The sequence below is a fragment of the Bordetella avium genome, assembly GCF_034424645.1.
GTDB classification, from domain to species: domain Bacteria; phylum Pseudomonadota; class Gammaproteobacteria; order Burkholderiales; family Burkholderiaceae_B; genus Bordetella; species Bordetella avium.
Window position 1 is genome coordinate 1 of the sequence record NZ_CP139969.1, and the last position, 15,340, is coordinate 15,340.

The following is a 15,340-nucleotide window of genomic DNA, read 5'->3' on the forward strand; positions in this document are numbered from 1 at the left end:
ATGAAAGAATTCTGGCAGACCTGCGTCAGTCGTCTTGAGCAGGAACTCCCCCCCCAACAAATCAGCGCGTGGATACGACCGCTGGTCCCGCTTGCCTATGACGAAGCGCAAGCGGTGTTGCGCGTGGCTGCTCCCAATCGCTTTAAGCTGGATTGGGTGCGCAAGAACTTTTCGCATCAGATCGAGGCGCTCGCTGCCGAGTGGTATCAGCGTCCCGTGCAGGTGCAGTTCGAATTGCCCAGCCACAGCACGACTCCACGCATTCCCGTGACGCCGCGTGCGGCCGTCGCGCCGGTCGCCCCTGCTTCAGCCGCGCCGCTGGCGCCTGCTGCGCCGCCTGTCGCAGCCGCCTACAGTGCGCCGCCCGAGCCACCCGCAGCGCCCGCCCAGACCTCGGCGGCCGTGGATGCCGCCAATATCGTGTACGAGCGTTCGCGCTTGAATACGGACCTGACCTTCGAGAACTTTGTGACCGGTAAGGCCAACCAGCTCGCACGCGCTGCGGCGCTGCAGGTGGCCGAGAATCCGGGCACTTCGTACAACCCGCTGTTTCTGTATGGCGGCGTGGGGCTGGGTAAAACTCACCTCATCCATGCCATCGGCAATGCGATGGTGGCGGCCGGAACCGGCGTGCGGGTGCGTTATGTGCATGCCGACCAGTACGTATCCGACGTGGTGAAGGCGTATCAGCGCAAGGCGTTTGATGACTTCAAGCGCTACTACCATTCGCTGGATCTGCTTCTGATCGACGATATTCAGTTCTTTTCGGGCAAGAACCGTACGCAGGAAGAGTTCTTCTATGCCTTCGAGGCGATGGTGGCTCAGCGCAAGCAGATCATCATCACCAGCGATACCTATCCGAAGGAACTCTCCGGCATCGACAGCCGCCTCATCTCGCGTTTTGATTCCGGCCTGACGGTCGCCATCGAACCGCCCGAACTTGAGATGCGCGTGGCCATTTTGCTGCGTAAGGCGGAGTCCGAAGGCGTGCCCATGCCCGAGGAGGTCGCGTTCTTCATCGCCAAGCATCTGCGCAGCAATGTGCGCGAGCTGGAAGGCGCCTTGCGCAAGGTCTTGGCCTACGCACGCTTTCATGGTCGCGAAGCGCTCAATGTCGATGTTTGCAAGGAGGCGCTCAAGGATCTGCTGTCCGTGTCCAACGGGCAGATCACGGTCGAGAATATTCAGAAAACGGTCGCCGATTTCTACAAGATCAAGGTGGCCGACATGTATTCGAAACGCCGGCCCGCGAATATTGCCCTGCCGCGCCAGGTCGCCATGTACCTGGCTAAGGAGTTGACACAAAAAAGCCTGCCCGAAATCGGTGATTTGTTTGGTGGCCGCGATCACACGACGGTGCTTCACGCAGTGCGCAAGATTTCCGACGCACGCGCCAAGCAGGCCGAGCTCAACCATACCCTGCACGTGTTGGAACAAACTCTAAAAGGATGACCATGCAACTCGTACAAACCACACGCGATGCATTGCTGAAACCGCTGTCGACTGTGGCGGGCATCGTTGAACGACGCCATACCCTGCCCATCCTGGCGAACATCCTGATGCGCAAAGAGGGCAACAAGGTCGCGTTTATCGCCACCGATCTGGAAGTGCAGATCACGACGCATGCCGATTTCGGTGTGGGTGCTGACAACGAGTCCACGACCGTTGCGGCGCGCAAGTTGCTGGACATCCTGAAAGCCTTGCCGGACACGGGCGACGTCAAGCTGGCCCTGGCCTCCAACAAGCTGTCGGTGCAATCGGCCAAGAGCCGCTTTGCCTTGCAGACGTTGGCCGCCAGCGAGTTTCCGACCGTGGCGCAGCCCGAGCAATGGGATGTCTCCCTGACGCTGCCGCAGCGCACGCTGCGTCATCTGTTCAACATGGTGCACTTTGCCATGGCTCAACAAGACATCCGTTACTACCTGAACGGTATGTTGCTGGTGTTCGAGCCGGGCCGTGTGCGCGCCGTGGCGACCGACGGCCACCGTCTGGCGCATTGCGCCACCGAGGCTGATGGCATTGCCGAGCGCCACGAAGTCATCGTGCCGCGCAAGACGGTGCTGGAAATGCAGCGTCTGCTCGAAGACTCTGACGAGCCCGTGTCGCTGGACGTGGCGCCGGGCCAGATTCGTTTCCGCTTCGGCGATGTCGAGTTGGTGTCCAAGCTGGTCGAGGGCAAGTTCCCGGATTTTTCGCGGGTGATTCCCACCAATTACACGCGCCACTTTTTGGTTAGCCGCGAAGCGCTGCAGGGCAGTCTGCAACGCGCCGCCATCCTGACTACCGACAAGTTCAAGGGCGTTCGCCTGCAACTGGGCCATAACGTCATGAAGATTTCGTCTTCCAATGCCGAACAGGAAGAGGCGCAGGAAGAGATCGATATCGATTACAGCCATGAGGCGCTGGACGTTGGCTTTAACGTGGGCTATCTGCTGGACGTGCTGGCCAATGTCAAAGTGGAAAACGTGGAGTGGTCGGTCATGCCCGATGCCAATGCCTCGGCCCTGATCACGCTGCCCGACGACGATCAGTTCAAGTACGTCGTCATGCCCATGCGGATTTAATCCGCCTTACTTGGGTATAGACCGCTGGCGCCAGGCGCCAGCGGATCGGCCGTGAGGCCGCTTTTTATCATTGAACACAGATATGTCAGATCAACAGAACATCGGTCCTGAGACCAGCGGTTACGGCGCGGATTCGATCAAGATGCTCAAGGGCCTGGAGGCCGTGCGCAAGCGGCCCGGCATGTACATCGGAGACACTTCCGATGGCACTGGCCTGCATCATATGGTGTTCGAAGTGGTCGATAACGCCATCGACGAAGCGCTCGCAGGTTACTGTGATGACATCGTTGTCACGATCCACACCGACAACTCGATTTCGGTGACCGACAACGGGCGTGGTATCCCGACCGATATCCACAAAGATGACGAGTTTGGCCGCAGCGCTGCGGAAATCGTCATGACCGAACTGCATGCCGGCGGCAAGTTTGACCAGAACTCCTACAAGGTGTCTGGCGGCCTGCACGGCGTGGGTGTGTCTTGCGTGAATGCCCTGTCCGAGTGGCTGCGCCTGACCATCCGCCGCAATGGCCAAGTGCATCAGATGGAGTTCCGCCAGGGTGAGCGCGTGGCGCCACTGGCCGTGACCGGCACGACAGACAAGCGCGGCACCGAAGTGCGCTTTCTGGCCGATCCGATCATCTTCACCAACATCGAGTATCACTACGAGATTCTCTCCAAGCGTCTGCGTGAGCTGTCCTTTCTGAACAACGGCGTGAAGATCCGCCTGATTGATCAGCGTCAGGGCAAGGAAGAGAACTTCGCCTTCTCCGGTGGCGTGAAGGGCTTTGTCGAGTACATCAATCGCGCCAAGACGGTGTTGCATCCCAATGTATTCGCCGTGAGCACCGAATCGTCGGCGGGCGGTGTGCCCGTGGGCGTCGAAGTGGCGATGCAGTGGAACGACAGCTATAGCGAAAGCGTGCTGTGCTTTACCAACAACATTCCGCAGCGCGATGGCGGGTCTCACCTCACGGGGCTGCGCGCCGCGATGACGCGGGTTATCAACAAATACATCGCTGATAACGAGCTGGCGAAAAAAGCCAAGGTCGAGACCTCTGGCGATGATATGCGCGAAGGCCTGGCCTGCGTGCTGTCGGTGAAAGTGCCTGAACCTAAGTTCAGCAGCCAGACCAAGGACAAGCTCGTGTCGAGCGAAGTGCGTCCGGCTGTCGAGGACGCGGTGGCGCGCTCGCTGGAAACCTGGCTGCTTGAGCATCCGAATGATGCCAAGGCCCTGTGCGGCAAGATTGTGGAAGCCGCCCGTGCCCGCGAGGCCGCTCGCAAAGCCCGCGAAATGACGCGCCGCAAGAGCGTGCTGGAAGGGGCTGGCCTGCCGGGCAAGCTGGCCGATTGCCAGGAAAAAGACCCGGCCTTGTGCGAGCTGTATATCGTCGAGGGCGATTCGGCAGGCGGTTCGGCCAAACAAGGCCGTGATCGCAAGTTCCAGGCCATTTTACCGCTGCGCGGCAAGGTGCTGAACGTCGAGAAGGCGCGCTTTGACCGCCTGATCGCCAGCGAACAGATCGCCACCTTGATCACGGCGCTGGGCACGAGTATTGGTCCGGACTTCAACATCGACAAGCTGCGCTACCACCGTCTGATCATCATGACTGACGCCGACGTGGACGGCGCGCACATCCGTACCTTGCTGCTCACCCTGCTCTATCGTCAGATGCCTGAGCTGGTGGCGCGAGGCCATATCTACATCGCCCAGCCGCCACTGTTCAAGGTCAAGGTGGGTCGTGAAGAGCGCTATCTGAAGGACGAGGTCGAAGAAGCGAAATTCATGCTCCAGCTGGCGCTCAAAGATGCGCAATTGCTGCCCCGCGAGGGCGCGGCAACCATCTCTGGCGAAGCCTTGGCCGAACTGGCTCGTCAATATGTGCTGGTCGATACCGTGATTTCGCGTCTGTCGCGCGTGTTCGATGTGCCGGCATTGTCGGCGCTGGCCGAAGGTGTGGATATCAAGCTGGATGATCAGGCTGCCGCTGAGGCTTCGGCCCAGCGTCTGCATGATGCCTTGCACGACCCCGCCCACCCCAATAGCGTGACGGTGACGGCCGAGTTGCACCCGGATGGGGATACCTATCGTCTCGTTGTCCGCCGCATGCATCATGGCAATTACCGCGTGAGCATCATCGACGCGGATTTCGTAAGCGGCGCCGACTATGCCGTGCTGGTGAAGTCGGCCAGCACCTTTATGGGTCTTATCGGCCCGGGCGCGGTGGTGGCACGTGGCGAGGGCGACAAGCGCCGCGAACAACCGGTATCCGACTTCCGTGAAGCCATGCAGTGGCTGCGCACCGAGGCCGAACGCGGTCTGTCCAAGCAGCGCTACAAGGGTCTGGGCGAAATGAACCCCGACCAGCTTTGGGAAACCACGATGGACCCGGCCGTACGCCGTTTGTTGCGCGTGCAGATCGAAGACGCCATTGCGGCAGACGAGGTCTTCACCACGCTGATGGGCGACGACGTCGAACCCCGCCGCGCCTTCATCGAAACCCATGCCTTGTCAGCCAGCAATATTGATGCCTGATGAGTGCGTAGAGCGGCCATAAGCCGAGACATTGAGCCCCATCAGCTGCGAAGCGATGGGGCTCTTGCTTTTGATCGGCACAAGCGCCGCGTATCGAGGGGCTCGCGGCGACGAACGTCAAGGGACAGGGCGGACTGCGCTCCTGGGGCGGATTGAGGGGCACGCCGATGCGAACGCCCAGGATAGCTAGGCGCGGCAGGCGGTATGCCCATCATGCCGAGTGCCGGATCGCGGCCCAAGAGAGCCCGAACTTCAGTAGGTATTTCCGCAGGCGATCCGCGTCATTGATGGCCGAGCGCTGGGTGCGTGACTTATCGAACAGCTTGCGCCCCGCATCGGAAAGCGAGTCCGCATGCCGGCAAACACGAATAAGCGCTTCGAGTTGCAGCCGGTCAAACAGATCCAATGTCTCTACGACGTCGGCGGCCAAAAGTCCGTTCAAGTCCACCTCGTCGTCGGGTGCCGTTCCTACAGGCTGCCAGAGCCACTCGAGCCGCTGGATTTCGGCTTTCACCAGTTCGGCCGTGATCCGGCCGCCGTCAGCAAGGGTGGCCATGCGGCTGATGCTGGCCGATAAGTCACGGAAGTTGCCGCTCCAGATGGCCTTAGTGGATCTTGCGAATTGCAGGTAGGTCGCTTTGGCCTCAGCGTTGAACCGCATCGCTCGTCCGGATTCTGCAGCAAAGCGGCTAAGCAGATGCTCAATATTCGGCTCAATGTCTTCAGGTCGCTGCGCCAGTCCAGGCAGCGTGTAGGCCCAGACGTTGATGCGTGCGAACAGGTCCTCCCGAAATCGTCCTTGGGCCACATCGACACGCAAGTCACGATGGGTACCGGCAATTAGCTGGAAGTCGCTGCTGACCTCTCGGTCACTGCCCATCGGGAAGAAGCGCATTTCTTCGACAGCCTTGAGCAGCATGGCCTGTTCGTCTAGGCCTAGTTCGCCAATTTCATCGAGAAACAGTACACCCTGATGCGCGGTTCGTAGCAGACCTGCCCGATCCGCCGCTGCGCCGGTGAACGCTCCCTTCTTGTGGCCGAAGAGGGTTGACGCCGCGCTGTCGCCGCGCAAGGTGGCGCAGTTCACCTCAACGAAATCGCCCTGCACCTGGTGCCGCGACTTTTTTAGTTCGAACATACGGCGCGCCAGATGCGACTTGCCCGCTCCCGTCGGTCCGCTCAGAAGGATAGGGGCCTGCGAGCGTACCGCGACGCGCTCAATCTCCTCGATGAGACTATTGAAGCGTTTGTTGCGCGTTGGGATACCGCTCTTCAGGAAGGCCAGCGCTTCGGTATGCGCCTGGTTGAAGCGCTGGGCGAGCACGTTGTAACGAGAGAGGTCCAGGTCGATCAGCGTGTAGCTGCCCGGCTTGCCTATCTGCTGCTTTTTGGGCGGCACCGTCTGCAGCAAGACGCCCGGGATGAAGCGCGACTCGACCATCAGGAACATGCAGATCTGGGCGACGTGTGTGCCGGTAGTGATGTGCGCCCAATACTGCTCTTGCAGTGGATCGAAGCGATAGGCTCGCGCCCAATCGTAGAGGGCGGCATACATCTCGCCGAAGTCCCAGGGGTCGGCGACCTCCATGGGCACCAGATTCACTAGGGTGCCAGGCGAGGCATCGGCGATATCGCGCACAAGCTGCTGCGCCAGCGCCATGTGTTTGGCCGAATGCAATAACTCCAGCCGGTCTATCTGCCTGTCTTCATGCTGGACCAGTGAAACCGTCGGGCGCCATTTCTCCCAGCGGCCAGCTCCCAAGCCGGAGTCCAGTTGGGAGCCGAGGAAGCCGATGACAACGGTTTTTTTGGTCATATCTAACTAGATAAATTGTTATCTAAAAATCTAGTATCGATGAATCTGTCCTTCCCTACAAATCAGATGCAAGGCGTTGGGGATAGAAAATTATCAAATTAAATCAATTGTTTAATACCTTCCCCATCTTGCGTGGTGCGGCCTGGCACGCCTATTGCGATGATGGAGGTAGCCTGCCGCAGCAGGGCATTACCCGTTTCGCGATGAATGTAAAGGCAAGGACGGGGAGACGCAGGCGGCGTTAGCCGCGTCCCTCAGGACCGCTCCTTTCGTTGGAGAAGAAGACCATGAACGATCAGAACTACAACCTCGAAGAAGTCGCCGGCGGTGTGCCGCTGAAGATGTGGACGAAGGGCGTTCCGGTCGAGCCGCAAGCCCGCCAGCAGCTCGCCAACGCAGCCAGGTTGCCCATTATCTTCAAGCACATCGCCGCCATGCCCGACGTGCACCTGGGCATTGGGGCCACTGTGGGTTCCGTGATACCGACGCTGAAGGCCATCATCCCCGCAGCCGTAGGCGTCGATATCGGTTGCGGCATGATGGCCGCTAAGACCACCCTGCGTGCGGAAGACCTGCCCGATAACCTGCGTCCCTTGCGCTTGGCTATCGAGCAGGCCATACCGCATGGATCGGTACCCAAGCATCGCGGTCGTGACACCGGCAGTTGGGAAAACCCGCCCGAAATGGTGGACCAGGTTTGGGCCACTCTGGTGGACGAGTTTGAGTCGCTGTGCGAACTGCACCCGCGATTTAAGAGCGCGAATCACCGCAGTCATCTGGGAACGCTGGGCAGCGGCAATCACTTCATCGAAGTCTGTCTGGACGAAGCCGGCTTTGTCTGGCTCATATTGCACTCGGGATCACGCGGCGTGGGTAATGCGATCGGGACATACTTTATTGAGCTGGCCAAGAAGGACGCAGAGCGCACTATGCGCAACCTGCCGGACAAAGACCTGGCGTACTTCGAGGAGGGGGCCCAGTATTTCGGCGACTACGTTCGCGGCGTGTCCTGGGCGCAGAAGTTCGCGATGAAGAACCGCGAGGTGATGATGGCTATCCTGATCGCGACAGTGCGTTCGGTCATAGCCAAGCCCTTCGAAGTACATGTGGAAGCAGTGAACTGTCACCACAACTATGTGCAGCAGGAGCGCCACTTCGGTCAGGATGTGTTTGTCACCCGCAAGGGGGCGGTGAGCGCCCGGCGTGGCGAGATGGGCATCATCCCGGGCAGCATGGGGGCGCGCAGCTACATCGTTCGCGGCCTGGGCAACCCGGAAAGCTTCGAGAGCTGTAGCCATGGCGCTGGCCGCGTCTTGAGCCGCAGTAAGGCCAAGAAGATATTCACTATCGAGGATCAGGCGAAGGCTACCGAGGGCGTCGAATGTCGTAAGGACGCGGACGTCATTGACGAGATTCCGATGGCCTATAAGGACATCGACGCCGTCATGGCCGCCCAGAGCGATCTGGTGGAAGTGGTGCACACGTTGAAGCAAGTGGTGTGTGTGAAGGGATGAAAGGGTGAGGGCTTCATGCTCTCACCCTCCCGTCAGATCGAGACGAGAAAGGAGAGCATGAGCCTCTGTGTTGAGCACATACCCTTGTCGAAGCGCACCACCGTCCTGTAGCAACGTAAGCGTGCGCGAAGGCCTGATGCGGGGTGGCCCGACATGGCGACGTAGCGTTCAGGGCACGCTAGCTACGAGACAGGCCGAGCTGTCGGTGGGTTCGGGCGCGGGCGCACTATTGCGCACGGCGACGAGTTCGGCCGCAATGGCGACGGCAATTTCGGCCGGGGTGCGGCTGCCGATGGGCAGGCCGACCGGCCCACGCAGGCGGTCGATGTCGGCGTCGCTCAAGTCAAAGAGGCGTAGACGCTCGCGCCGTTTCGCCTGATTGGCGCGTGAACCCAGCGCACCGACATAAAAGGCGCGTGATTTGAGAGCCTCCAGCAAGGCCATGTCGTCGAGTTTCGGGTCGTGCGTGACGGCGACGATGGCGCAGCGTTCGTCGGTGTTGATGTCCAGCACGGCGTCGTCGGGCATGCTGGTGAGCAGGGTGGCCTGCGTGGCGTCCCAGTCTGCAAGCACTTCGGGGCGTGGATCGCAGACCAGTACATGAAATTCCAGCGCGCGGGCGATGCTGCAAAGCACTTGGGCCGTCTGGTTGGCGCCGATGATGAGCAGGCGCCAGCGCGGGCCGTAGATGCTGCGAAACACTTCGCCATCCAGGCTGGGAACGTCTTCCGGTAAGGCTGGCCGCATGAATGCCGTGCCGTCGCCGAGGTTCAAGCTGCGTTGCACTAAGCGGTGCTGGCTGATCTCGTCAAGCACCTGATCGAGCCATAGGCAGTCATGCAAGGGCTCGCATACAAGGCGCAGCGTACCGCCGCAGGGCAGGCCGAAACGAGCGGCATCATCGCGGGTGACGCCGTATTCAAGCAAGGCTGGCCGGTCGGTGAGCTTGCCTGAGCGTGCGCGCTGACAGAGGTCATCTTCAATACAGCCGCCAGAGACTGAACCGATCATGCGGCCATCATCCCTGAGCGCCAGCAGCGCGCCCGGTTGACGGGGCGCGGAGCCCCATGTTTGGGCAACCGTTATTAAGTGAACCTTATAACCACTTGCCAACCAATCTCGGGCTTGTCGCAAGACATCCTGGTCCAACGCATTCATCGAACTTGTCCTAAGTTGCGCGAGAGCAAGAAGTTAGTCTCGCATTGACTTGCTTTAAACCTATACACTACCGCGCATGTATCCTACCGAAACTTCCAATTTCATTGTTGTGAAAAAACGTTTTGGTATTTTTTTGGCCGGCGGTCAGGGGTCGAGATTTTTGGCTCAGCGTCCCGGAGAAAACAAGCTGCTCGCGCAACTTTCTGATGGACGGCTGCTTGCTCAGGCGAGCGCCATGAATCTGCGTTCCGCGGTTGATGAGGTGGTGGCCGTGGTCCGTCCCGGTTGCGATGCGTTGACGTCGCTACTGCGCGATGAAGGTTGCGAGGTGGTGGTTTCTGATGACGCGGTGCTGGGTATGGGAGCCAGCCTGGCGGTTGCAGCCAGGCATCTGATGCAGCGCGTTGCGCCAGCGGTGGTGCTGGTCGCGCTGGCCGACATGCCCTGGATCGCTGCGGCCACTTATAAGCAGGTGTTGGATGTTGAGGCCATGATTGCAGCGCCCGTGTTTGCTGGCCAGCGAGGCCATCCCGTGGCCTTCGATGCGGTATTACTGCCGCAATTGGCTGAGCTGAGCGGTGATGCCGGCGCACGTGAACTGATACGTAGGCTGGGTCTGCGTGAAGTGTGGGTGGAAGATCCGGGTGTTTTGCGTGACGTGGATGTTCCAAAGGATGTTGTTTAAACGCACGATCATTGCGTCTTTGTTCAGGCTCAATCCTTTATCTGGTGTCTTTCGCTATATTAAAAAGCGAGTGATGTTCGTGCCTGATGTGCTTGTAGTGGCGCATATCCTGATCTGAACAGGGTATGCGTGTCGTCCGTTCCGTGCGCCGCTTGATTGCTCCTCGACGGGGATCAGCGTTGCGTGAAGAGGAGATGAATGCATATGGTTGCTGGATTTTCGCGGCGTGATTTCATAAAGCTAGGCACTTTTGGCGGTATTACCGTCATGTTTGGCCGGCTGCCGACCGCCCAGGCGTTAGAGGTACATTCCGGCCAGCATTCGCAAGAATGGCTGGCGGGTGACGGCAAGGTCCGTTATCGCTGGGATGCCGTGCGTAAAGTGACGGGCGAGAAGGTCTTTGCGCGGGATTTCCGCGCGATGGATCTGCCCGGCTGGCCCAAGAGCCAGTCGCATGCTTTTTTCATCAAAGCGACCGATGTCGAGCGCGCCTTCGAGGACATTGATCTGTCCTTGCTGGGGCCCGATTTGCAGCCCGATCGCGTGTTGTTCCATGAGGACTTGAACCGTGATGGTGTCAAGGTTCCGGAACCCCCAGACCTCGGTTTTGAGTTCTACGGCAAGAACTTTCTCTTGCCCAAAGGCGAAACGGCGCCCCTTTATGGCCATCCCGTCGCCTTGCTGGTCTATCACGATTTCGATCGTTTCGAGGCGGCCAAGCGCATGCTGCGCTTTGAAACCAAGGTAGTCAAGTATGGCAAGGTGACCGGCCTGCGTCCGCCGCCCAACTACGGCGCGGCGCGTTATGTGCGCGTGGGCGGCGCGGCGCCTGCCGATCCGCCGGCTTTCTCGCCCATGCAGGACGCGGTGATCTGGGGCGGCTTTGATGGCGATACGCCGACCTGGCCGAGCGCAGATCCGGGCGGTATGTTCGTGCCGCGTTCGGTGCTGCTGCCTCATCGTGGCGGCGGTGGGGTGCGCGACCCCGAGCAGGTGGCGCACGAGACCTATGAGCCGATGCGGCGTGGCATGGCGGCGGCGGCCGTGATTCAACAGGATATCGATGCCGCGCGCAAAGATCCGAAGAAGTTGGTGCTGCGGCGCGAAGCCTTCTCGCAGTCCATCGATCCCTGTGCGATGGAGCCGGACAACGGCAATGCCTGGTATGACGCCAAGACGCGCACCCTGCATGTGCTGATTGCCGCGCAGTCGCCGTATGAGGTGGCGCGTGTGGCCGCCACGATGGTCAAGGACAACAAGCGCTTTCCGGTTGAGCGCATCGAGTTGCTGTCTGGCACCACGGTCGGCTATGGCTCCAAGGATCACTCGATTTTCCCGTTCTACACCATCGCTGCCTGTTTCTACGGCGATGGTCATCCAGTGCGTATCGCCAACGACCGCTACGAGCAGTTCCAGCTCGGCATGAAACGCCATTCGATTGAGATGGACGTGACCATCGTGGCGGATCGCGAAAGCGGCCGCTTCGAAGTCATGAAGGGCTTCTACAACTGTAATGGCGGCGGACGGGCTAATTTTTCGTTCTCGGTGGCCCAGGTTGCGGCGACGGCCGCGCAGTCGATTTATTACTTTCCGAAGTCCGACATGGCGACGGCGGCGATTGCTTCTGCGGCGGTCGAGGCCGGCTCGATGCGTGGCTACGGCACGATTCAGGGCATGTCCATCACTGAGTTGATGGTGGATGAGGTGGCTGCTGAACTGGGCATGGACGCGATTGAATTGCGTATGCGCAATGCCTTGCGTGCAGGCGATCCGAATACGCAGGGCGCGGTGCAATTGGGTGATCCGCGCAATGTGGAAATGCTCAAACGAGCCAGCGAACATCCGCTTTGGCGCAATCGCGAGGCAGCCAAGAAAGCCTATGACACGGCCAATCCGGGCCGCCGCTATGGTGTGGGCTTTGCGCAGGTGCAGAAAGACTATGGCACGGGAGCCGATACCAGCGCCCTGCTGCTTGAGTTCGATGCGCAAGGCAAGGTGACGATGCGCCATTGCGTGCAGGAAATCGGAACCGGATCGACGACTGCGCAGCAGGTGATGGTGCAGCGCATTCTGGGCAAGGCGCCTGATGTCGCTATGTTTGGCGAAACCGATTTTGCGCAGTTGCCATTGGTGAGTAATTACGAGCCGTTCACCATCACGCAGGAACAGCAGGACGAGCTGTCCAAGAATCCCTTCTGGGTGCCGTTTATCCTGCCCGCCATGAGTGCGTCGAACAGCGCGTACTTCATTGGTTTTGCCACGCGGCAGGCTGCGCAGTTCCTGCTGGAAAATGCGGTATGGCCCGCCGCGCGCGCTATTTGGAGCAGTGGTCCGGCCGGTGGTCAGATCGCCAGCGGCAATGTCACGATGGCCGATCTGCGTGTCGTGCCGGGCGGCATTGGCGGCGGTGGCATGGCGGTCATCCCGTTCGATCAAATCGCGCGCAAGGCCCATGAGATGGGGCTGGTGACAGGGGTCGCTCTGCACTGCTTCAGCCGTTGGCAATGGGCTCATGCCGATTTCGATATTCCTGGCGTTGGTATGCGCAATCTGCCTGTGGATGCACTGGCGGTTCGCTACGGCGATGGCGCGCCGGCGGCGCTCAAACAGCGCATGACGGCGGGTGGCTACGACTACATCAAGCGCAGCAGCGTGCAGTTCCCCCCGGCTCAGCGCAATAACGCCGGGGTGACGACATACACGCCGGCGGCCTGTATCGTTGAGCTCAACGTCAACACCTTTACGGGTGAGGTGGAGATCATGCGTCATCACAGCCTGCTCGATCCGGGCACGGTGGTGGTGCCCGAGCTGGTATCGGGGCAGCAGCAAGGTGGCGTGGCCATGGGTATCGGACATGCCCTGATGGAGGAACTGCCTCTGTATGGCGATGGCCCGGGCAATGGCACATGGAACTTCAACCGCTATACCTTGCCACGCGCCAAGAATGTCGCGGTCTGGACGCAGACGGCCGATTATCTTCCGCCGCTTTCAGAAACATCGCCCCCCAAGGGGCTGGCCGAGGTCGTGATGATTCCGGTCGTGGCTGCGACGGGTAACGCTATTACTCACGCGATTGGCAAACGTTTCTACAGACTTCCGGTAACGCCGGACAAGATCAAGAGGGCATTGACGACATGAGCATCGAAAAACGGCCGCTGGCCCTGATCATCAATGGTAAGAAAGTGGGCCCGGTGAATGTGCCGGTCGGTATGCCCATGATCGACTTCCTGCATGAGTACCTCAATCTCACCGGCACCCACTTCGGCTGCGGGCAGGGCATTTGCCATGCCTGCACGGTGATGGAAGTGCGGCCTGACGGCAGCTCCGCCGATGTCCGCACCTGTATTTACGACGCGCATTTTTTCAATGGCAAGTCGATTGTCACCATTGAAGGCCATGCCAAGGTCGACGCCGAAGGCAAGGTCGAGAAACTGACGCCGGTGCAGCAGGCCTTCATCGACAATTTTTCCTTCCAGTGCGGCTATTGCACTGCGGGTTTCGTGTCGGCAAGCACGGTGTTTATTGACCGCCTCAAGCGCGAGCCGGTCAAGCGCGCTGACCTCGAAATCGCGATCGAGGGCGCGCTCAATGACCATATCTGCCGTTGTACGGGCTATGTCCGTTACTACGAAGCCGTCAAGGAAGTTGCCTTGGCCACACCTGGCTGCGTGAAAGAATGAGGGAGCGGACCGTGAAAAAACATGGCTTGCGCAATACCTTTTTGGGGATTGTGGCCGTAGTCATCGTGTTGGGGCTGGCCGTGCTGTTTGGCGCGTTCCGGTCTTCCAGCGTGGCGCCTGGCGTAGATCAACCCTTGACCGACGCGCAGATGCAAGAGCTGCGGCCGCGCGGCCAGGAACTGGCGTTGGCGGGCGATTGCTTCGGCTGTCACTCCAAACCCCAGGGCCCGCGCGCTGCCGGGGGCGTGCCTATCGACACGCCTTTCGGTACGCTGTATTCGACCAACATCACGCCCGACCCCACCTATGGCATCGGCAAATACACGCGGGCGGATTTCCACCGCGTGTTGCGTGACGGCATTGCACCGGGCGGGCGCAATCTCTACCCGGCTATGCCTTTCGTGTTCACGCATATCACGCGGCCCGAGGATATCGACGCCCTGTATGCCTATATGATGAGCCTGCCGCCCATTCCGGAGCCTAACAAGGCGAATACCGGCGTGTATGAGTTCCCGGTACGGCCCTTCATGAACTTCTGGACCTTGCTCAACTTCCCGGATCGTCAGCCGCCGTCGAATCCTGAGCGTTCGGCCCAGTGGTTGCGCGGTGCCTATCTGGTGGAAGGCCTGGGTCACTGCGCGGCCTGCCATACGCCCCGTAATGCCATGATGGGTGTCGATTTTTCGCGTTCGCTGGAAGGCGGCCAGAAAATCGACGGCATCGACGTGCCCAACATCACGGCAGAAAATCTCAGCAAGCGAGGTTTCGATCAGGCCTTGTTGAGCAAGTATCTGCGCACGGGCATCTCGCCTCAAGGCACCTCCTTTGCCGGCATGCATACGGTGACGCACTTCTCGACCAGCCTGATGGCGCGTGACGATGTCGATGCAATCGCTACCTATCTGCTGACCGGCAAGGACGGCAAGATCGCCCCGCCGCCTCCGCCCCCTGCCCCGCTGTCCATCGCGTCGGAAGAGCGTTTGCAGCCGGGCCGTTGGGCGTATATGTCGGCTTGCGCAGGCTGCCACGGCGCCGATGGCAAGGGTATTCCCAATGTGGCGCCCGCCATGCTGGGCAACAGCACGGTGGCGATGTCCAGCCCCGACAATCTGCTCACGGTGGCCTTGCATGGGATTCCCATCCAGACCTTTCCGGGCGGCCAGCGCATGTATGCCATGCCAGGCTTTGCCGGCAAGCTGAGCGATGACGAGATGGCCGCTTTGGCGACTTGGATGCGTGCGCAATGGGGCGGACAGGCGCAGCCTGTGACGCCGCAGCAGGTTAAGGCACTGTCAGCAACGAAGTAACACCGAGGCGCTTGCGGTGACGGCACCCCAGATCTGGCTAATTGTCCGGATCTGGGGTGTTTTGCATGGGGCGGGGTGAT

10 protein-coding genes are annotated in these 15,340 nt (G+C 60.1%); 8 read left to right on the forward strand and 2 right to left on the reverse strand.

All coding sequences use genetic code 11. The annotated features are described in order from the left end of the window. The 3 genes from dnaA (at window position 1) to gyrB (ending at window position 5,100) form a co-directional block, all read left to right on the forward strand. On the forward strand, window positions 1-1,452 hold the full coding sequence (gene dnaA, locus U0029_RS00005; RefSeq protein ID WP_012419048.1) for a chromosomal replication initiator protein DnaA: 1,452 nt from the start codon (window positions 1-3) through the stop codon (window positions 1,450-1,452). Between the two features lie 2 nt (window positions 1,453-1,454). Next, entirely contained in the window at window positions 1,455-2,564 is a 1,110-nt protein-coding gene (gene dnaN, locus U0029_RS00010; protein WP_039051372.1) for a DNA polymerase III subunit beta, read from the forward strand. Window positions 2,565-2,646: 82 nt separating this feature from the next. After that, window positions 2,647-5,100, forward strand: coding sequence for a DNA topoisomerase (ATP-hydrolyzing) subunit B (gyrB, locus tag U0029_RS00015; protein WP_012419046.1), 2,454 nt, complete (start codon window positions 2,647-2,649; stop codon window positions 5,098-5,100). A gap of 211 nt (window positions 5,101-5,311) precedes the next feature. Here the strand turns inward: gyrB and rtcR are convergent, their stop codons facing one another. Further along, a complete protein-coding gene (rtcR, locus tag U0029_RS00020) occupies window positions 5,312-6,916 on the reverse strand; it encodes an RNA repair transcriptional activator RtcR (RefSeq protein ID WP_012419045.1) in 1,605 nt (534 codons plus the stop codon). 287 nt (window positions 6,917-7,203) lie between these two features. On the opposite strand from rtcR, the gene U0029_RS00025 reads away from it, so the two are divergent. Further along, window positions 7,204-8,430 carry an RtcB family protein gene (locus U0029_RS00025; RefSeq protein WP_114852134.1) on the forward strand — a complete coding sequence of 409 codons (1,227 nt, stop codon included), beginning with the start codon at window positions 7,204-7,206 and terminating at the stop codon, window positions 8,428-8,430. 168 nt (window positions 8,431-8,598) lie between these two features. On the opposite strand, the gene U0029_RS00030 is transcribed toward U0029_RS00025, so the two are convergent. Further along, window positions 8,599-9,588: an XdhC family protein gene (locus tag U0029_RS00030; RefSeq protein ID WP_114852133.1), complete on the reverse strand. Its 990-nt coding sequence runs from the start codon at window positions 9,586-9,588 to the stop codon at window positions 8,599-8,601. Between the two features lie 76 nt (window positions 9,589-9,664). Here U0029_RS00030 and U0029_RS00035 point away from each other — a divergent pair, with 76 nt between their 5' ends. From U0029_RS00035 to U0029_RS00050, 4 genes are all read left to right on the forward strand, one after another. After that, entirely contained in the window at window positions 9,665-10,273 is a 609-nt protein-coding gene (locus tag U0029_RS00035) for a nucleotidyltransferase family protein (protein ID WP_114852132.1), read from the forward strand. Between the two features lie 204 nt (window positions 10,274-10,477). After that, window positions 10,478-13,411: a xanthine dehydrogenase family protein molybdopterin-binding subunit gene (locus tag U0029_RS00040; protein ID WP_114852140.1), complete on the forward strand. Its 2,934-nt coding sequence runs from the start codon at window positions 10,478-10,480 to the stop codon at window positions 13,409-13,411. Continuing rightward, complete coding sequence (locus tag U0029_RS00045; protein ID WP_114852131.1) at window positions 13,408-13,953, forward strand: (2Fe-2S)-binding protein; 546 nt, start codon at window positions 13,408-13,410, stop codon at window positions 13,951-13,953. Before U0029_RS00040 ends, U0029_RS00045 begins: the two co-directional genes overlap by 4 nt. An 11-nt stretch (window positions 13,954-13,964) precedes the next feature. Next, window positions 13,965-15,260: a cytochrome c gene (locus tag U0029_RS00050; protein WP_114852139.1), complete on the forward strand. Its 1,296-nt coding sequence runs from the start codon at window positions 13,965-13,967 to the stop codon at window positions 15,258-15,260. The last annotated feature ends 80 nt before the right edge of the window (window positions 15,261-15,340 follow it).